Below are 17,102 nucleotides of genomic sequence, written 5' to 3'. Positions count from 1 at the left end.
AAATATTAATCTAGCCAATTATCCTATCTGCTAAACTACAAAACCAGTTCCTGATGTAACCTGAGCAAGGTTTCCTGTGGATCATCGCAAAAACCCGGATGTACTTTGGAGCATTGCACAACCGTGCTCCTGGTAGCGGTAAGCCACCTAAACCTCGATGCCTGATCGTACTGACCAATTGGGCCCGAACCCTTTGCCGCTATGCTTATTCTTTCAAAAGCGCAAAGATTTTCCTTCAGTTCTTCCAAGTCTATTTTATCAGAGAAGGCCTTTATTTTTGGTTCATCCAGCACAAAAATGCTCTTCAAAAACTTCTGTTTGGCACAAAATAAAATGATCCCCACATTAATAAACTCTTCACGTTCTACCCTGGGCATTACGCGGATTACAGCATACTCAAATAAGAATTTCCCTTGCATGCTGTGCTTCTTTTAAAAATGTATCAGAATGTAGTAAGCGTTCTGTTAAAAAATGTGTGTATGCTTTACGGTGCTCTTCCTTATTGGTAAAGTTTGTTTCGCCTTCTAACCAATCGTTTGGAATGAGGTTAATAACCGCTTCAATTTTTTCGGGTGTAAGTATGGCCCTAAATGCTTCATCCACGCGCTCCATCTCCGTAGCCCAAGGCAGCAGTACATGATCTTTAACCAAGAAGAAAGGTTTAGTGGCCTGTTCTTCCCAGTTTTGCCACGAATGGTGAAAATATAGAGACGCGCCATGATCAATTAACCAAAGCTCTTTATGCCAAACCAACATATTCGTGTTTCTGCAGGTACGGTCCATATTGGTTAAAAAGCAGTCTAACCACACAATCTGCGAAGCGAGTGTAGCATCAACAGTGGTAACCGTAGGATCGAAAGTTATGGCGCCCGATAAATAGTGCAAAGCCAAATTAAGGCCCACACTGGCCTTTAATAAATCCTGTATTTCCTCATCTGGCTCGGTTCTACCAAACGCTTCGTCTAAATTGGCAAATACGAGTTCGGGCACACGTAAGCCTAAAATACGGGCAATTTCTCCACCAATTAATTCGGCAATTAGCGCCCGGGGGCCTTGTCCGGCACCTCGGAATTTTAGTACATATAAAAAGTTGTCGTCGGCCTCTGCAATGGCAGGCATGGAGCCTCCTTCGCGCAGGGGCGTAACATACCTGATTACATTTACCGTTCTAAGTTGTAAATCGTTCATATAGCTGGATAGAACGACATTTTATGTTAAAACCATGTAGCATTCTAAACTTGCCACAAATTTAGAAGAATTAAAGCAATTATTCGGTCATACTTTAATCCTTAACCGTTCTAACTAAAATATGGTTGTTGGGTATAGAGGAACGATAAACGTTTTGAGGCAGATCCAATTTAATCGTGCCCCAGATAAGCATTTCCTGCAGGCGTCATTGCTGCCGCCCATTGTACAGATTCGCGGTTAATTTTAATCAGTCCCATACTTTCCAGTTCTTCATATTCATCTTCCATTCCGCCCAGTACCGAAGAACTTACCTGTTGATTGATTACCTCGAGTAGAGATATAATTTCTGATCTTTCCATAACAATTAAAGGTTAGCTTTATTTTGATTAACATAAATATACTCAAAATGTTTAATGCTTACCTAAACATTTTCAAGGCTTTAAGGTTGTACCTATAGCCCTTAGCAACGATTATGGAAACACCTATTTATTATCTTTTTATTATGGCGCTGCCTGTTGCCTGTATCGCCTGGACAATTACCAAAGAAGAGATTTTTAGGGAAGCCCGCGAGTTTTGTGTAGACCGATCAAAAAACTGTAACCAGTTATTCAAAAGAAAGTTTTTTTACGTGTTTACCTGCGAATATTGTTTTAGCCACTACGTTACGCTCCTCCTGCTCATCCTGACCAATTTCACCCTGATCTATCCTGATTGGCGCGGTTATATCATTTCTTTTTTCTCAATTGTGTGGATTGCCAATATCTACATGAGCTTGTACAACATCATCAGAATTGACCTTAAAAAGGAAAAAATCAAGGTTGCCAAGGAAGAATCGGAGCTAAAAAACGAATAGAATTAATGTTTTGATCAATTTTTAGATAGCTAGCTTATGCCATCCTCTGTAATTAACCACTTCAGCTACGATGAACATACGAAATCGTTAAAAATCACTTTTGTAACAGGCATGGTTTATCGCTATCAGGATGTTCCGGAGAAAACCTATAAAATGCTAAAGGCTTCTATATCCAAAGGAAGATATTTTAACAGGTATATCAAGGAAAAATTTAAGTTCCAAAAATTAAATGACCTGTAAACTGAACCATGCTTAAACAAGTTATCAATCAAAAATTACCAGATCTGCAATTACTATCTTTTTAGGTAAAAAAATAAAAAAATGTTTTCTTTAACCGCTAAAAAGCTAATCCACTCTGCCCGAACATTTTATTTCTAGACGACTTGATTTAACTAAGTTTTAAGTATAATCTTAAAGTAAAAGAAATGTTAAAACTATTGCAAATATCTAAACTAGTCCTATATTTGTCCTCGAGAGCGTTAATTTAGATACGGGTATATGGCTTAGGCTGTATGCCCGTTTTTTGTATTAGCGGTTGAAGCATGCTTAACCACTCTATCCAAACAGGCCCTCAACCAAGGCGTATATTCGGCTGGGTTAGTATTGATTTCGCGTTCCAGCGATTCTAAATCTATATACTTAAAAGATTCTACTTCATCGGGATTGATCACCGGCAGATCGTTTGTTACCCCAAAAAAAACATGGTCTACTTCATGTTCGGTTAAACCATTATCAAATTCAGCCTTGTAGGTAAATTTAAAGAGATAACTTAAATCGCATTCCATCCCCATTTCCTCTTTCAATCTCCTTTTAGCGGCATGTAAGTTCCCCTCGCCTATTTTGGGGTGGCTGCAGCACGTATTGGTCCACAGCCCGCCGCAATGGTATTTCTCCTTCGCACGTTGCTGCAACAACAGCTCTTTTTTGGTATTGAAAACAAAAACAGAAAAAGCACGGTGCAATAACCCCTTCTCGTGTGCCTCCATCTTCCCCATCCGCCCTTTAGGCACATCATTAGGGTCAACTAAAATAACTTGTTCTTCCATTTAAATTACATTTAACTTATTCCGGATAATGGAATCAAACATCAAACCAACTTTATGGGTGTTAGAAATCCTAATCCTTTCAGTCATAATTTTCTCGGCACTGAGCCGCTTTATTTTATTGAATAGTTTTTTATAATAAATATACGATAAGTATACCCCATTTTTAGAACTCGAAGGCAGTAGTTTAATTCCCTCCAAAGCAACGGCAAATTCGGCTTCAATTTCATGCTCAATCTGCTTTTTTTGATTATCGCAAAACAAAGCCAGGTTTACATTGGGGAAATAGTTGCGGCATAACGCTTGATGATCGGTTTTAACATCCCTCAAAAAATTTACTTTTTGAAAAGCTGAACCAAGTTTCATGGCATAAGGCTTTAACTCTTCGTAATATGAGCTACTGCCCTGGGTAAATACTTTTAAGCACATTAACCCCACCACCTCTGCCGAGCCTAAAATATATTCGTTGTACAGTTCGGGCGTATACGTTTTTTCTGATAAATCCATTTCCATACTTTTCAGGAACTGGGTAATCAATTCATGATCAATACCATAATGGTTTACCACCTGTTGAAACGAATTTAATATCGGGTTTAAACTGATTCCCAGAGCTATGGCCTCAAACGTGTCGTGTTTAAACTTATCCAGTAAAAACTGCTTATCGTATTGGTGAAAAGTATCTACAATTTCGTCGGCGAGGCGTACAAAACCGTAAATAGAATAAATTGGAGCGCGGAGTTCCTTTCCCAAGAAGTAGATACCAAAAGAAAAACTGGTGCTGTACCGCTTAGTGGTTAAACGTGAACAATCGGCAGATAATCGATCAAAAATTTCTTTCATGTAAAATGGGTTGTTGGATTGAATTTTCAAATTCGTCTAGTGTTTTAAACCAGTTGATGTGACCGATATTTTTTAGTTTACCGATAAGCTGGCTGTTTCCGGCTAGATGGATCTGAGCGGATGAGCATATTTCTGATACTTGATCTATATATTTTTGCGCTTTGCTATCTGATTGGGCCTTAACCATAAAAAACAGAACATGATTTACGTTTAAGGTGGAAAATACCCTCGAAATCGAATCTAAAGGCACTTTACTGCCCAAAAAGATCACCTTTTGATGGTAAATCCTCAACATATAATTAGCAAACAATAAGCCGATATCATGGTCTTCATTTTCGGGCAGAAAAAGAAGCCAGGTACTGGTAGGGCCTGTTTGCACAGGGATATTATTGATGTGTGTAAATAATTTCTGACGGATAATGTTCGATAAAAAATGTTCGTGTGCAGGGCAGATATCATCTTTACGCCACATTAGGCCTAAACGCACCAACAGCGGATAAATTATTTTCCGGTAACACTCAGATAGCCCCACTTCTTTGATGGCGGCATCAACAAGTTGGTTAAAGGATAATTCATCAAAAGTTAAACCATGACTTACCAATTGCGAAATATAATATTCAGCCTGTCTATCATTGGCCACATAAGAAAACTGCTCATCTAGCAGTTCATCCATTGCCTCATCAGAAAGGCTGCAGATTTTAGAAATTTTTAAGCCATTGTTATTTAAACTTACGATATTTAGCAACCGTCTTAGCTGAACATCATCGTAAAAACGCGTATTTCCCTGCGATCGCATTGGCTTTAACGCACCGTAACGCCGCTCCCAAATCCTAATGGTGTGAGAATGAATGCCCGAGAGCTGTTCAAGGTCTGAAATGGAATAAGTCATTATTTTGTTTAAATATATCTAATAAAATTTAAACAAAAAGAATGTTGTAAAGTTTTTACAAATCTTGGCTTTTGTTTCATGATGGCCTAAAAAATACTTCACTACCTTACCAAGACCGGTAATTTTAGGCACGGTATACCCTTAACCCAAATTGAAGCAAATTTAATAGTGTAATTCAAGAAATGATAAGCCTTTTTATGAATTGCTTATTTAAAGGCCTGTTCGGTAAGGAGCACGCCTTTTTCCCCGTTTCCGGTTTCTATGGTGTGCACATGCTTGTAAGAATGGCTAAAAAAATCATAACCATGTTCCATCTGTTTAATGGCTACAGTGCTTAGCGGATATTTAAAATTGGTTTGCATGCAAAGAAGGTTTCCGTTGGCCAGTAAAAGAAAGTCACAATCGTAACCTTTTTCCTGAAGTTCAATAACTTTTTTGGTAATAGATACGTTTAACCTGTTAGTTGTGCGGGTTCTGTTTTTCATGGGATGATGTGATTAGGTATTTCGGTAAGATATTTTAACTTAATTAAATATATCTATAATCTTATACGATTCAAAATATAATATATTGTTATACAACACATTAATTAATTTTTAATAACCCTTTTTCAGGTAAAACAATGCTTTTTAGAGGCGCTATGCGTAACGTTCAGACCGATTAGGTCTACAAAAAATATTAAGTAACATTTTCCACGTAATAACATCAAAGGAGACTGAGCTGATAATAATTTTTCAAATTTTAACGGGCAAGCAATAATTTTGCAACCATAATATCACGTCTATGAAATTAAAATGTATCATAATTGATGATGATCTCCATTCCATAAATGGTTTAAAATCATACATCAGTTCGCTGGCCAGTCTTGAATTGATACAGTACTATACTGATCCGGTGCTGGCGCTGAACGAAATCAGCGCGGGGCTTGCAGTGGATATTATTTTTATGGATGTAGATATGCCTTTAATTTCTGGACTTGAACTTTCCAAATCTATCCGGCATAAAACCGACAAATTAATCTTCACCACATCGCACTCCAAATATGCCTACGAAGCTTTTGAAATTTATGCCAATGCCTATCTGCTTAAACCTTATACTTTTGCCCGCTTTGCCGAAACCATAAACAAGCTTTTTCCGCAGGTACCCAGCAGCCAACAGGTTAATATTAAACATACCGACGATTACTTTTTTGTACGGAATAAAAGCGATCACAACAACTTGATAAAGGTTAGGTATTCGGATATTGTTGCGGTAGAAAGCCTCCAGAACTATGTGCGGATTTTCACCTTAAACGAAACCATTGTTTCTTACATCGCATTATCTGAAATTAAAATTATCTTGTTGGAATTTCCTAATTTTGCACAGGCACACCGCTCTTTTATCATTGCCAAAAACTATATCGAAAAAGTAGAAGGCCATACCCTCAAAATGATCAATAACCTGACCATTAACATTGGAAACAGTTACCGCGATAACATACAGGATTACATTAAAGAAAAAACCATCAAAACAAGCCGCTCTTAATTTAATTTTTTTAGTATTTTAGCTTAGCACAACGCAACGTAAACCTAGGTTTACTGCCTGTGATGTATTTTGCCGTTCCCCAGTTTATTAGCCGATAACCAAATGATTACACACGAAACAAAAAACAACACCAACTGGCCTTTATTAAACTGGCTTGCAGATAAGAAACTCCATATCATTATCTGGATTATTTTTATTTTTTACGAAGCCATTATTGTAGGGTTGATCAGTGGGAAATTTGGTAATCCGGCAGCGTACATTTTATATTACACCCTTAATATCGCTACCTTTTATGTGCATGCGCACGTAGTACTGGGCATTGGCCTCCATAATCTTAAACAAAGTGCATGGAAACTGCCATTACTCCTCTGGATCGAAATTGCCTGTTATTTGAGCATTTCAGTATTATTGGACCATCTTATCATTAACTACACACATTACACGGGCACGAGGAAAATAACATTAGACCTGATTTATTTTACGGCACCTTTATACCGTTGTGTTTATTTTATGTGCTTTGCTACAGGTTATTATTTTTTAATGCGTTACATTAAGGAAAGAAAAAAGACCGAAGACCTGGAAAAACAGCGTTTAAATAACCTTATACAACTTGCAAAATCTGAGAACGCTTTCCTAAAGGCGCAGATACAGCCCCATTTGCTCTTTAATACCTTGGATTTTATTTATCAAAATGCCAGAGAAACTTCTCCAATTGCTGCAGAAACCATCCACTCCTTATCAGAAATGATGCGATACTCGGTAGATAGCAATAAGGACAAAGAATTTATTTCTTTGGGCGAAGAAATTAACCAGGTAGAAAATCTGATCAACCTGCATCAATTGCGCAAAAATCATCAGCTTCAGCTGCGTTTCTGGTACGATGATGATATTAGGGAGGTCAAGATTATCCCGATGGTACTGATTACCCTTGTAGAAAACATCTTTAAACATGGCGAACTATTGAACAGCGATCATCCTGCAGAGGTAAATTTAACTGTGGAACAGGGCAAATTAATGATCAGAACTTCAAATTTGATTAAACATGTCGCTGATAAATCAGGACTGAATGCTGGCCTGGAGAACATCAGTAAGCGCTTAGATTACGCTTATGGTCATGATGCAGAATTTAAATATTTTAAAGACAAATACTATTTTAAAGTAACTTTATTTATAACCATTAGAAAAGAGAATCAACTTTAGTATTTTTATGTTGAATTTTAAAATTTCAGTTCAATTTCAAAAAAAAATAGTTTTATCCTTACCGAATACGTAAAAATCTGTTTGAAATGTTATTTTTTTTCTTTTTACTGGCTGAAATTGTAATTTGCGCTACCTAAACCTATAAAAATGTCAATAAGTTGCATCGCTATTGATGATGATCCGCACGCTCTGGAGAACCTGATAGCATACATGGATAAGTTGCCTGATTTAAAACTTGTTCAAACTTTTACCGAACCACTTCAGGCCCTGGCAGAAATTTCTGCCGCACAGCCTGTCGACATTATCTTTTTAGACGTAGAAATGCCAACGCTTTCAGGAATTGAACTGGCTGGGCTATTGCGCCAGCGCACCAAACACCTGGTTTTTACCACGGCGCATCCCCGCTATGCTATCGATGCCTTTAAAGTAGATGCCGATGCTTATCTGCTCAAACCTTATTCAATACTTCATTTTGCTAAAACCATAAACAACCTATATCCAACCGGTAAAAAAACGTCGACTCCGTTTTCTATTTTTGAAGAAAATTTCTTTTATATTCCCATTCAGGGCAGCAATGGCGATTTGGTAAGGATAGACCTGAACGAATTGATTGCGGTTGAAGAACTTGGTGATGATATCAAGTTTAAAACAACCAACGAATCATTTCTAAGTTTGAGGTCGAACTTTATCAAAATGCTGAAAACATTAAAAAGACATTCTGCATTTATCCAGATCAGTGCTGATGTGATCATTTCTAAACAGCACATCAAAAGCGTATTTGATAACCAGATTTTATTATCGGGAGAAAATTCCTACATGGTTTCAGAAAACTATAAAGATCTTTTTGCAAGCTTTATAAAGAACAATTTTTAAGCAAAAACAGTTAAATCAACCACTTACATTAACGCAACAGCTCCATTCTCTCCTCTCTTCCCATTATTTTTTGATTAAGCAAAACATTAAGAGCCAAATTTTGTATTAGGATAGTCTATTTAATTATTAATTGATTGTCTGTTTTGAAAAGAGTATTGGTTGTAGATGATGATCCCGATGTACTGGAAGTTTTCCAAGAAGTACTAGAAACCGAAAATTATAAAGTTTATCCTTTATTATCACCACGGTATATATTTAAAACCGTGCGGGATTTTAACCCCGACCTGATTATTCTGGATATTATGTTAAATGGTATGGATGGACGTGCTGTATTTAAAGAATTAAAGTTAAATCCAGAAACCGAATCTATCCCGGTGATCCTGGCTTCGGCCAGATACGATGAAAACTACATTGCCTCACAGAGTTTTCATCCGGATGATTACCTTGAAAAGCCATTTAACATGGCCGATCTGTTATTAAAAGTGAGTGCTTTGACCGAAAATTAAAAAATCAGATATGAAATTAAGATTATTAACTGCTTCCCTAATAGTACTGGCCATCACATCAGTTCAGGTTAAAGCGCAAACCAGGCCAGATAAATTATACTCGATGAGTGGTATTGGATTTGCCTTTCCGGTAGGCGAAACTTCCGATTATTTTAAACCTAAATTCTCTACCTCACTGGGCTTAAACCTGGGTTTGGGCGATGGAGGTTTATTTCTGTACCCTAAAGTTAGCTTACATGCCTTTACCTTTAACCAGATTACCCCTGATGCTGGCTATACCTATACCTTACAAAAAAGCAGGGCCACAACCTATTTGTTAAATGTTGCCCTTGGCTACAGAAAAATTGTAAATAAATGGGCTTTTTATGGTTTTGCAGGTGCCGGAGGTGGTTTTATATTAACGCCACAGGCTGCTGTTAATGCCAGCACCCTTCAGGTAAATATGGATAACAAAAGCAACTCACTTGGCATAGCCGAAGGCGGTGCAGGTATTGAATACAATATTGGTGGGGCAAATTTATTTGTTGAGGCCAGCTACATGTACGGTTTTAGCAAGATCCAGAACAGGGCATTTAACACGGTTCCCATTAATATAGGCATTAAACCTAACCTAAGTAAATTATTGAATAAATTAAAATAATAACATCATACAAAATAACTCAGCGGCTACGTTAAATATGTAGCCGCTTTTTTTATGCTAAAGAAATAATCAAAATTATTTCTTTACTAACTATTTTAGCATAAATTTGTATTTCAAATTATTGTAATGTTGTACGCAGTTGTAGATATCGAAACCACTGGCGGTCATGCCGCTGCCAATGGCATTACCGAGGTTGCCATTAATATTCATGATGATAATCAGATAGTAGAATCGTATAGCACACTTATTAACCCAAAACAGAGCATACCGGCTTACATAACAGCCTTAACCGGTATTGATAATGAACTGCTTAAAGATGCGCCGGCATTTGAAGATGTAGCTTTACAGATTTATCAGTTACTAAACGATAAGGTTTTTGTAGCACACAATGTAAATTTCGATTATTCCTTTTTAAAACATCATTTATCGGCCGCAGGATACGATTTACAATGCCGGAAACTCTGCACAGTTAGGCTGAGCAGAAAATTAATACCGGGCAAATCTTCTTATAGCTTGGGGAAACTTTGCACAGCCCTGCAAATACCCATACATAACCGCCACCGTGCTGCCGGAGATGCCGATGCCACCAGTATCTTGTTTAACATGCTGTTAGCTGGCGATCAGGAAGGGGTTGTTGCAGAAATGCTTAAAAAAACATCAAAAGAACAGGCATTGCCGCCGCACTTGGATAAAGCGTCGATTTTAAGACTACCGAACCAGCCCGGTGTTTATTATTTTAAAGATAGCAAGGGCAAAATTGTGTATGTGGGTAAAGCCAAAGACCTCAAAAAACGGGTAACCAGCCACTTTACCGGCAATACCCCAAACAGGCAACGTCAGGAGTTTTTACGCACCATTCATCATGTAGATCATGTAATCTGCGGTACAGAACTGATGGCGCTAATTTTAGAAGCCAATGAAATAAAACGTTTATGGCCAGAAAACAACAGGGCCATGAAGCGCTACGAGCACAAATACGATCTTTATGTTTTTGAAGATCAGAATGGTTATCTCCGTTTAGCTATTGATAAACATAAGAAAAACAACAATGCTTTACAGAGCTTTAACAGCTTATTGGAAGGTTATAACTTTTTAAACCAACTGATTGATAAGTACCAGCTCTGCGCCAAACTTTGTTACCTGCAAAAAACAGCAACAACCTGCTATGCACACGAAAACGGGCAGTGCTTTGGCGCCTGTAGCAAAATTGAAACCGTAACGGTTTATAACAAAAAATTAATGGCCGCGCTTGATGATATCCAGAATCAGCAGCCTAGTTTTGCCCTGGTAGATGAAGGCAGAAAAGCAGACGAATTTAGTTGCTTAGTGGTAGAGAAAGGGAAATTTTACGGAATGGGTTACTTTACCGATTCAAATTATCTGGCCGAGGGCCTGGCTCCGGTTAAAAACGATCTGTCTACCTATCAATCCAACAGTTATATCCTCAACCTGATTTTAAATCACGCAGAGCAGCATCCCCAAAAATTGTATAAACTCTAAAAACCAATCGCAATATGGATTCATCAATTTTTACAGCGCATTGTTTCTCTTTTGATGAAGTTACAGAACAGCCTCATTTCGAAAAAACTTCTTTTCGCGTGCATAAAAAGATCTTTGCCACGCTCGATCTTCAAAAAAACAGGGCAACATTTAAATTATCGGAAATAGACCAATCTGTTTTCTGCGATTTTTATACAGCTAACATCATAACTGCTACAGGTGCGTGGGGCAAACAAGGCTGGACGATTTTCGATCTATCTGCAGTTAATGACGATATAATAATCGATGCCCTTATACTCTCCTACTGTAATGTAGCCCCTAAAAAGCTTGCTGAAAAATACAGCAGAGATTAATTGTCTTAAATCCCCCTATATTTTTTCGTTTATAGCAAGCTAAAGTCCATTATCAGTTGGCTATCTTTACGTAAAACAAATATAGAACGTTATGACAAAATCACTTTGGATAAACCTCCCGGTAAAGGACATTAATAAATCGAAGGCATTTTTTAGCCAACTGGGCTTTACCTTAAACCTGCAATACGGTGTTCGCGAAGATTCGGCTTCTTTTCTGGTTGGAGAAAGCAATCTGGTAATTATGCTTTTCGAAAAATCTTTATACGAAGGTTTTGCGGGTATTGCCACTGCAGAGAAAAATGGCGGCGACGTGCTTTTCTCTTTTGATGCCGAAAGTCCTGCAGAAGTGAATGAACTTGCTCAGAAAGTAGTTGCCGCAGGCGGTACACTGTATGGGGAACCGGGCTACAAAGATGGCTGGATGTATGGTTGCGGTTTTGTTGATCTGGATGGCCAGCGATGGAGTATCTTATACATGGATATGAGCAAAATGCCCTTAGGCTAAAAAAACAAATAAAATTTGCGTAAGCGATTACTTACATTTATATTTGTAAGCAATTACTTACGCAATTATTTTTATGAGAAGAGATGTTTTCCAGGCCATCGCCGATCCCACCAGAAGAGAAATCATTAATCTGATTGCGCACAAAAGCTTAAATCTTAATGCCATTGCCGAAAATTTTGAGATGAGCCGGCCTGCCATTTCCCAGCACATAAAAGTTTTAACTGAATGTGGTCTGGTAGAAATTAAGCAGCAAGGTAGAGACCGTTATTGCAGTATCCAGTTTCAAAAACTTGCAGAAGTAGCCAAATGGGTTGAACAATACCGCATTTTCTGGACAGCCAAACTAGATGCGTTAGAAATCCACTTATCAAATGATCAGCACAGCGGTTCAAATACAGATAAATAAAAACTAAATCAAAATAAAGATGGAAAACGAACCAGTTATTGTAGAACGCGTATATAACGCCCCAATTGATAAAGTGTGGAGTGCTTTAACCAATAACAGCGAAATTAAACAATGGTATTTTCAGCTGGAAGAATTTAAACCCGAAATTGGTTTCAAGTTTCAGTTTAGCGGTGGGCCGGACGATGGACCGCAATATTTACATCTTTGCGAGATAACCGATATTGTGGAAGGTAAAAAACTGGCTTATACCTGGCGTTATGATGGCTACCCAGGCAATTCGGTAGTAACTTGGGAGTTATTTGAGCAGGGCGAAAAAACACGATTAAGGCTTACCCATACCGGCTTAGAAAGCTTTGCCTCAAACGGCCCCAATTTTGCTAAAACGAGCTTTAACGGCGGTTGGAACTATTTTGTTAACGATGCGCTTAAAAACTATCTGGAACCAGCGAAATAGTGTGCAAATAAGTGTTCTAGTGAAGTCAGATCTTACTCCTGACTTAGTAAATTTATAACGACATTAGATCGGGTGTAAGATATTACCATCTTACACCCCTGCTGGTATGTGTTGTCATGCTGAACGAAGTGAAGAATCTATCCATAAACCTCGGCATAGCGTTCATCATTCAAATCAAATTTCTTCCAAAGCGCTTTTTATAGCTGCGTAAATAACATCGAGGTCCTCATCGCTAATTACATAGGGAGGCAAAATGTAAATAATATTACCCAGTGGTCTCAATATAATTCCTTTATCTAAAAAGTAGGCATACAATAAATTACGCAGGTTACTTAAATAAGATGTTTCATTGCCAGTTTCCCACTCAATGGCGATAATGGTACCGGTTTGCCTAATCGATTTAACTTTGGGATGCGATTTAACCTCCTGTAAAAACCCAGCGTGCCTAGCCTCTACCCTTTTAATATTCTGCAGGGTTTCATCCTTTAATAAAATATCCAAACTGGCCAGCGATGCAACACAAGCAATTGGATTAGCGGTAAATGAATGTCCGTGATAAAGTGTTTTCAGTTTATCATCACTTAAAAAAGCTTCAAAAATTTCGTTGGTACAGGTAGTAACCCCAAGTGGCATGGTACCACCTGTTAATCCTTTACTTAAACAGATAATATCAGGTTTATTGCTTAATTTATCGCAGGCAAAATAGGTTCCTGTCCTACCAAAACCCGTCATCACCTCATCCGCAATGGTTAAAACCTGAGCTGCTTTGCAGGCAGATAAAAGCTGATCCAGGTACTGGGCTTCATACATCAACATACCCCCAGAACCTAAAATAAGTGGCTCGAAGATAAAGCAAGCAGTATCTTTAAGGTTTGAAATATGCGATACTAAATCAGAAATATTATCTTCGTTCGGCAGATCGATAAACTCAACATCAAACAACAAGCTATTAAAGGCATCGGTAAAAATACTCCGTCCACTAACCGACATGGCACCGAAAGTATCGCCATGATAAGCATTCTTAAACGCTAAAATTTTAGTTTTCGGCTTCCCTTTGTTGTCCCAGTATTGCAAACACATTTTAAGCGCAACCTCTACCGCGGTAGAACCGTTGTCGGTATAAAAAACCTTATCCTGTTTACCCGGAAGTATTGGCAAAAGCCTTTCTGCCAGTAAGACTGCAGGTTCGTGCGTAAAACCTGCAAAAATTACATGTTCAAGCACATTTAGCTGCTCTGCTACCTTTTGGGCAATGTGGGGATGCGCGTGGCCATGAATATTTACCCACCAGGACGAAACGGCATCAATATACCTTTTTCCCTGCTCATCAAAAACATAAACGCCTTCGCCCCTCACAATGGGAATATGCGGCAGGGCATTTTTCATTTGCGTATAAGGGTGCCAGATTACTTTTTGATCGCGTTCAGTTAAGTTGAGTTTAGTGTTGAGCGTTTGGATTTCGGGTGTATCTGACATAAATGATTATAATTTAACTGAATATTGATCTTTTAAGAGCTGTGCTACGGTTTTATCGGTTTTGAATGTAATCTCATCAATTGCCAGGTCTTCTATTTTAACCCACCTAAAAGCCTGCAAAATTTCTCCCTCGCCATCAAAATCATAAATTTTATCTTTGAAAGCCAATTGCAGTGGGGCTTTTTCTTTAACCAGATAGTAAACACTAATTACCTGGCTATCGTTAAAGGAAGATTTCTCGTAAAAATCGGTGGTATAAAAATGAGACAATACTTCAATATCGGCTTCACATTCTTCTACAAATTCGCGCTTTAGGCCATCAATTAAACCTTCACCCAGCTCTAAGCCGCCACCTGGAAACTTACTGAAACGGAAACCGTATTCTTCTTCATCACTTACCAAAACCTCGTTATCCGGGTTAACTAACAAACCGTAAACCCTTACATTAAAGTAGCTCATTCTCGAAATGCTTTTTATTTTTGATCACAATTTCTGGTGTCCAGATAATTTCTTTTTTAAAGGACTCCGACCTAACGGGGCATTCGCTCATGTGGCAGTAATGGCAGCACTCTGGCAAGCAGGGATCGGCATGTATAAAAAGCTCTGCCTTACGTACACCGTTCGAATTAATCAGTTCATCAATCTGAGAAATCTCCCGATGAACCTTATTCAAATCGAAATAATAGGGCAAAGTTACATGACAATCGATATGGAATTCAGGCCCATACTGTTGTGTACGCAGGTTGTGTACATCAATCCACGGGTTATGCCTGTTTTTTTGCAACACTTCCACCACTTCCTCAACCAAAGTAAAATCACTCTCGTCCATTAAGCCGCCCACCGAGCCACGGGTAAGTTTATAGCCCGAATACACAATGTAAAAACCTACCAGAACAGATAATAAGCTATCTAACCAAATAATATTTGTTAACTGGATCAGGATCAAGCCAACAACTATGGCCGCACTGGTATAAGTATCTGTTAATAAATGCTTTCCATCTGCCTGCAAAGTAACCGAATGTTGATCCTTACCTACATTAATCAGGTATAAACCTACAATCATATTGATCAGACCGGTAATACCGATAATTAGCGTACCCTGCAACAATTGCCCAACGGCATGTGGGTAAACAAGGTTATAAGATGATTTAAAAATGATGATTACCCCAGCAATCAGGATGAGTATTCCCTCAACAAAGGCAGAGAAAAACTCCACTTTACCATGGCCATAAGGATGGTTATCATCACGTGGTTGTGTGCTTAAATAAATGCTGTAAAACGCGAAACTACCAGCAATTACATTCACAATGCTTTCTGCGGCATCAGTTAAAATAGAATTGGAACCGGTAATAAAATAGGCTACAAACTTGGCCAGCATTAGCACAACACTCACAACCAACGACAATATAATTGCTTTTTTCTTTACCGACACAATGCTTTTTTCTACAAAAATACGCTTATCGACTAAATTAAATGAGAAAAAAATCTGTTTTTTAGTGCAGAATAATATTTGGTTTATATATTTGCGGTCAAAGTAATTAACCATGAGCACCTTATCGAAAAGAATCAACAGTCTATCAGAATCTGCAACCCTTAAAATGACCAAACTTGGCCGCGAATTAGCGTCTAAGGGCATCAATATCATCAGTTTAAGTGTTGGCGAACCCGATTTTAATACACCCGACCATGTAAAAAATGCTGCTAAAACAGCATTAGACGAAAATTATACCCGTTACTCGCCGGTTCCAGGATATCCTGATCTGCGCCAGGCTATCGTAAACAAACTTAAAACCGAGAATAATTTAGATTACGATATTTCTCAAATTGTTGTTTCAACAGGTGCGAAACAGTCATTATCGAATGTTATTTTAACCTTAATTGACCCTGATGATGAAGTAATTATCCCTACGCCATATTGGGTTTCTTATTCGGAAATGGTAACCCTTGCCGAAGGTAAATCTGTTTTTATTGATACAGACATTGAGAGCAATTTCAAAATTACACCTGCACAGTTGGAAGCAGCCATTACGCCTAAATCAAAACTGTTTATGTTTTCTTCGCCCTGCAACCCTACAGGTTCAGTATACAGCAAAGAAGAATTGGCTGCGCTTGTGGCGGTATTTGAAAAACACCCAAATATCTATATCCTATCAGATGAGATTTATGAGCACATCAATTTCGTTGATAAACACGAATCTATTGCACAATTCGATAGCGTTAAAGACCGTGTTATTATCGTAAATGGTTTCTCTAAAGCTTTCGCTATGACGGGCTGGAGATTAGGTTACATTGCTGCCAATAAAGAAATTGCTGCTGCAAACGATAAACTGCAAGGTCAAACTACTTCAGGCACATGCTCTATTGCACAGCGCGCAGGTATTGTGGCTTACGAGCAGGGCTTAGAAAGCGTTTTGGTAATGAAAGAAGCATTTTTACGCCGTAGAGAGCTTGTTTATAACCTATTGAATGAAATCCCGGGCGTGAAAACAAACCTGCCTGATGGTGCTTTCTACTTCTTCCCAGAAATCAGTTCTTTCTTCGGTAAAAAAGATGCGGATGGCAACGTAATTAAAGATTCGGCCGATTTAGCTTTATATTTATTAAACGTTGGTCATGTTGCAACAGTTGGTGGCGATTCTTTCGGTAACAACAACTACATCCGTTTATCGTATGCAGCATCAGATGAGAGTTTGGTAGAAGCATTAAGAAGAATAAAAGAAGCATTGGGTAAACTGGCTTAGTCAATTAACAGTTAACTTAAACATAAAAACCCCTCGTTAATTTAAACGAGGGGTTTTCTTTTTTAAAGCATTTCTTCGTAATAATTGGTGGCCTACCAACCAGTAAACACT

Annotated in this window: 23 protein-coding genes; 13 read left to right on the top strand and 10 right to left on the bottom strand. The window is 38.2% G+C overall.

Features of this window, described 5'->3' with window-relative positions; all coding sequences use genetic code 11:
* Positions 1 to 35: 35 nt before the first annotated feature.
* From ACS5PU_RS04230 to ACS5PU_RS04220, 3 genes are all read right to left on the bottom strand, one after another.
* A complete protein-coding gene (locus ACS5PU_RS04230) occupies positions 36 to 419 on the bottom strand; it encodes a DUF3037 domain-containing protein (RefSeq protein ID WP_439458027.1) in 384 nt (127 codons plus the stop codon).
* A complete protein-coding gene (locus ACS5PU_RS04225; RefSeq protein ID WP_439458026.1) occupies positions 397 to 1,188 on the bottom strand; it encodes a HipA family kinase in 792 nt (263 codons plus the stop codon). The genes ACS5PU_RS04230 and ACS5PU_RS04225 overlap by 23 nt, the downstream gene beginning before the upstream one ends.
* A gap of 170 nt (positions 1,189 to 1,358) precedes the next feature.
* Complete coding sequence (locus tag ACS5PU_RS04220; protein ID WP_439458025.1) at positions 1,359 to 1,547, bottom strand: hypothetical protein; 189 nt, start codon at positions 1,545 to 1,547, stop codon at positions 1,359 to 1,361.
* Positions 1,548 to 1,660: 113 nt separating this feature from the next.
* On the opposite strand from ACS5PU_RS04220, the gene ACS5PU_RS04215 reads away from it, so the two are divergent.
* Positions 1,661 to 2,041: a hypothetical protein gene (locus tag ACS5PU_RS04215; protein ID WP_439458024.1), complete on the top strand. Its 381-nt coding sequence runs from the start codon at positions 1,661 to 1,663 to the stop codon at positions 2,039 to 2,041.
* Between the two features lie 36 nt (positions 2,042 to 2,077).
* Positions 2,078 to 2,281, top strand: a complete 204-nt coding sequence (locus ACS5PU_RS04210; RefSeq protein WP_439458023.1) for a KTSC domain-containing protein — start codon at positions 2,078 to 2,080, stop codon at positions 2,279 to 2,281.
* Between the two features lie 263 nt (positions 2,282 to 2,544).
* Here ACS5PU_RS04210 and idi read toward each other — a convergent pair whose 3' ends face one another.
* The 4 genes from idi to ACS5PU_RS04190 form a co-directional block, all read right to left on the bottom strand.
* On the bottom strand, positions 2,545 to 3,087 hold the full coding sequence (gene idi, locus ACS5PU_RS04205) for an isopentenyl-diphosphate Delta-isomerase (RefSeq protein WP_439458022.1): 543 nt from the start codon (positions 3,085 to 3,087) through the stop codon (positions 2,545 to 2,547).
* Complete coding sequence (locus ACS5PU_RS04200) at positions 3,088 to 3,924, bottom strand: phytoene/squalene synthase family protein (RefSeq protein WP_439458021.1); 837 nt, start codon at positions 3,922 to 3,924, stop codon at positions 3,088 to 3,090.
* On the bottom strand, positions 3,908 to 4,813 hold the full coding sequence (locus ACS5PU_RS04195) for a MerR family transcriptional regulator (protein WP_439458020.1): 906 nt from the start codon (positions 4,811 to 4,813) through the stop codon (positions 3,908 to 3,910). Before ACS5PU_RS04195 ends, ACS5PU_RS04200 begins: the two co-directional genes overlap by 17 nt.
* Positions 4,814 to 5,019: 206 nt before the next feature.
* Entirely contained in the window at positions 5,020 to 5,298 is a 279-nt protein-coding gene (locus tag ACS5PU_RS04190; RefSeq protein WP_439458019.1) for a hypothetical protein, read from the bottom strand.
* Positions 5,299 to 5,596: 298 nt separating this feature from the next.
* Here ACS5PU_RS04190 and ACS5PU_RS04185 point away from each other — a divergent pair, with 298 nt between their 5' ends.
* The 10 genes from ACS5PU_RS04185 to ACS5PU_RS04140 all read left to right on the top strand — a co-directional run bounded on the left by ACS5PU_RS04185 (position 5,597) and on the right by ACS5PU_RS04140 (position 12,774).
* Positions 5,597 to 6,337 carry a LytR/AlgR family response regulator transcription factor gene (locus ACS5PU_RS04185; protein ID WP_439458018.1) on the top strand — a complete coding sequence of 247 codons (741 nt, stop codon included), beginning with the start codon at positions 5,597 to 5,599 and terminating at the stop codon, positions 6,335 to 6,337.
* Positions 6,338 to 6,439: 102 nt separating this feature from the next.
* Positions 6,440 to 7,537 (top strand): sensor histidine kinase, encoded by a 1,098-nt coding sequence (locus tag ACS5PU_RS04180; protein ID WP_439458017.1) that lies wholly within the window; start codon positions 6,440 to 6,442, stop codon positions 7,535 to 7,537.
* A gap of 147 nt (positions 7,538 to 7,684) precedes the next feature.
* A complete protein-coding gene (locus tag ACS5PU_RS04175) occupies positions 7,685 to 8,410 on the top strand; it encodes a LytR/AlgR family response regulator transcription factor (RefSeq protein WP_439458016.1) in 726 nt (241 codons plus the stop codon).
* Between the two features lie 143 nt (positions 8,411 to 8,553).
* Positions 8,554 to 8,916: a response regulator gene (locus ACS5PU_RS04170; RefSeq protein WP_439458015.1), complete on the top strand. Its 363-nt coding sequence runs from the start codon at positions 8,554 to 8,556 to the stop codon at positions 8,914 to 8,916.
* A 10-nt stretch (positions 8,917 to 8,926) separates the two neighbouring features.
* Positions 8,927 to 9,556: a hypothetical protein gene (locus ACS5PU_RS04165; protein ID WP_439458014.1), complete on the top strand. Its 630-nt coding sequence runs from the start codon at positions 8,927 to 8,929 to the stop codon at positions 9,554 to 9,556.
* A gap of 126 nt (positions 9,557 to 9,682) precedes the next feature.
* Entirely contained in the window at positions 9,683 to 11,056 is a 1,374-nt protein-coding gene (locus ACS5PU_RS04160) for an exonuclease domain-containing protein (protein ID WP_439458013.1), read from the top strand.
* A gap of 14 nt (positions 11,057 to 11,070) precedes the next feature.
* Positions 11,071 to 11,409: an MmcQ/YjbR family DNA-binding protein gene (locus ACS5PU_RS04155; RefSeq protein WP_439458012.1), complete on the top strand. Its 339-nt coding sequence runs from the start codon at positions 11,071 to 11,073 to the stop codon at positions 11,407 to 11,409.
* A 91-nt stretch (positions 11,410 to 11,500) separates the two neighbouring features.
* Positions 11,501 to 11,914 (top strand): VOC family protein, encoded by a 414-nt coding sequence (locus ACS5PU_RS04150; RefSeq protein WP_439458011.1) that lies wholly within the window; start codon positions 11,501 to 11,503, stop codon positions 11,912 to 11,914.
* 73 nt (positions 11,915 to 11,987) lie between these two features.
* A complete protein-coding gene (locus ACS5PU_RS04145; RefSeq protein ID WP_439458010.1) occupies positions 11,988 to 12,320 on the top strand; it encodes an ArsR/SmtB family transcription factor in 333 nt (110 codons plus the stop codon).
* A 19-nt stretch (positions 12,321 to 12,339) separates the two neighbouring features.
* Positions 12,340 to 12,774 carry an SRPBCC family protein gene (locus ACS5PU_RS04140; RefSeq protein ID WP_439458009.1) on the top strand — a complete coding sequence of 145 codons (435 nt, stop codon included), beginning with the start codon at positions 12,340 to 12,342 and terminating at the stop codon, positions 12,772 to 12,774.
* 174 nt (positions 12,775 to 12,948) lie between these two features.
* Here the strand turns inward: ACS5PU_RS04140 and bioA are convergent, their stop codons facing one another.
* Genes bioA through ACS5PU_RS04125 form a run of 3 tightly spaced genes read right to left on the bottom strand, consistent with a single transcriptional unit; the run spans position 12,949 to position 15,682 of the window.
* Positions 12,949 to 14,250 (bottom strand): adenosylmethionine--8-amino-7-oxononanoate transaminase, encoded by a 1,302-nt coding sequence (bioA, locus tag ACS5PU_RS04135; protein WP_439458008.1) that lies wholly within the window; start codon positions 14,248 to 14,250, stop codon positions 12,949 to 12,951.
* A 6-nt stretch (positions 14,251 to 14,256) separates the two neighbouring features.
* A complete protein-coding gene (locus tag ACS5PU_RS04130) occupies positions 14,257 to 14,709 on the bottom strand; it encodes an NUDIX domain-containing protein (RefSeq protein ID WP_439458007.1) in 453 nt (150 codons plus the stop codon).
* The gene (locus ACS5PU_RS04125) at positions 14,696 to 15,682 is read right to left on the bottom strand and encodes a cation diffusion facilitator family transporter (protein WP_439458006.1); all 987 of its coding nucleotides are present in this window, start codon (positions 15,680 to 15,682) and stop codon (positions 14,696 to 14,698) included. Before ACS5PU_RS04125 ends, ACS5PU_RS04130 begins: the two co-directional genes overlap by 14 nt.
* Positions 15,683 to 15,794: 112 nt before the next feature.
* On the opposite strand from ACS5PU_RS04125, the gene ACS5PU_RS04120 reads away from it, so the two are divergent.
* Positions 15,795 to 16,991 carry a pyridoxal phosphate-dependent aminotransferase gene (locus ACS5PU_RS04120; protein ID WP_439458005.1) on the top strand — a complete coding sequence of 399 codons (1,197 nt, stop codon included), beginning with the start codon at positions 15,795 to 15,797 and terminating at the stop codon, positions 16,989 to 16,991.
* The last annotated feature ends 111 nt before the right edge of the window (positions 16,992 to 17,102 follow it).

Origin of the sequence: Pedobacter sp. GSP4, assembly GCF_051857575.1 — a bacterium.
GTDB lineage: Bacteria > Bacteroidota > Bacteroidia > Sphingobacteriales > Sphingobacteriaceae > Pedobacter.
Note: the sequence above shows the minus strand (reverse complement) of the source record. Positions and strands in the feature narration are given on the sequence as shown.

What these genes read in the sequence shown, in the direction of transcription:
- ACS5PU_RS04230 (WP_439458027.1), bottom strand. Translation starts at nt 419, where the DNA reads ATGCAAGGGAAATTCTTATTTGAGTATGCTGTAATCCGCGTAATGCCC.
- ACS5PU_RS04225 (WP_439458026.1), bottom strand. Translation starts at nt 1,188, where the DNA reads ATGAACGATTTACAACTTAGAACGGTAAATGTAATCAGGTATGTTACG.
- ACS5PU_RS04220 (WP_439458025.1), bottom strand. Translation starts at nt 1,547, where the DNA reads ATGGAAAGATCAGAAATTATATCTCTACTCGAGGTAATCAATCAACAG.
- ACS5PU_RS04215 (WP_439458024.1), top strand. Translation starts at nt 1,661, where the DNA reads ATGGAAACACCTATTTATTATCTTTTTATTATGGCGCTGCCTGTTGCC.
- ACS5PU_RS04210 (WP_439458023.1), top strand. Translation starts at nt 2,078, where the DNA reads ATGCCATCCTCTGTAATTAACCACTTCAGCTACGATGAACATACGAAA.
- idi (WP_439458022.1), bottom strand. Translation starts at nt 3,087, where the DNA reads ATGGAAGAACAAGTTATTTTAGTTGACCCTAATGATGTGCCTAAAGGG.
- ACS5PU_RS04200 (WP_439458021.1), bottom strand. Translation starts at nt 3,924, where the DNA reads ATGAAAGAAATTTTTGATCGATTATCTGCCGATTGTTCACGTTTAACC.
- ACS5PU_RS04195 (WP_439458020.1), bottom strand. Translation starts at nt 4,813, where the DNA reads ATGACTTATTCCATTTCAGACCTTGAACAGCTCTCGGGCATTCATTCT.
- ACS5PU_RS04190 (WP_439458019.1), bottom strand. Translation starts at nt 5,298, where the DNA reads ATGAAAAACAGAACCCGCACAACTAACAGGTTAAACGTATCTATTACC.
- ACS5PU_RS04185 (WP_439458018.1), top strand. Translation starts at nt 5,597, where the DNA reads ATGAAATTAAAATGTATCATAATTGATGATGATCTCCATTCCATAAAT.
- ACS5PU_RS04180 (WP_439458017.1), top strand. Translation starts at nt 6,440, where the DNA reads ATGATTACACACGAAACAAAAAACAACACCAACTGGCCTTTATTAAAC.
- ACS5PU_RS04175 (WP_439458016.1), top strand. Translation starts at nt 7,685, where the DNA reads ATGTCAATAAGTTGCATCGCTATTGATGATGATCCGCACGCTCTGGAG.
- ACS5PU_RS04165 (WP_439458014.1), top strand. Translation starts at nt 8,927, where the DNA reads ATGAAATTAAGATTATTAACTGCTTCCCTAATAGTACTGGCCATCACA.
- ACS5PU_RS04160 (WP_439458013.1), top strand. Translation starts at nt 9,683, where the DNA reads ATGTTGTACGCAGTTGTAGATATCGAAACCACTGGCGGTCATGCCGCT.
- ACS5PU_RS04155 (WP_439458012.1), top strand. Translation starts at nt 11,071, where the DNA reads ATGGATTCATCAATTTTTACAGCGCATTGTTTCTCTTTTGATGAAGTT.
- ACS5PU_RS04150 (WP_439458011.1), top strand. Translation starts at nt 11,501, where the DNA reads ATGACAAAATCACTTTGGATAAACCTCCCGGTAAAGGACATTAATAAA.
- ACS5PU_RS04145 (WP_439458010.1), top strand. Translation starts at nt 11,988, where the DNA reads ATGAGAAGAGATGTTTTCCAGGCCATCGCCGATCCCACCAGAAGAGAA.
- ACS5PU_RS04140 (WP_439458009.1), top strand. Translation starts at nt 12,340, where the DNA reads ATGGAAAACGAACCAGTTATTGTAGAACGCGTATATAACGCCCCAATT.
- bioA (WP_439458008.1), bottom strand. Translation starts at nt 14,250, where the DNA reads ATGTCAGATACACCCGAAATCCAAACGCTCAACACTAAACTCAACTTA.
- ACS5PU_RS04130 (WP_439458007.1), bottom strand. Translation starts at nt 14,709, where the DNA reads ATGAGCTACTTTAATGTAAGGGTTTACGGTTTGTTAGTTAACCCGGAT.
- ACS5PU_RS04120 (WP_439458005.1), top strand. Translation starts at nt 15,795, where the DNA reads ATGAGCACCTTATCGAAAAGAATCAACAGTCTATCAGAATCTGCAACC.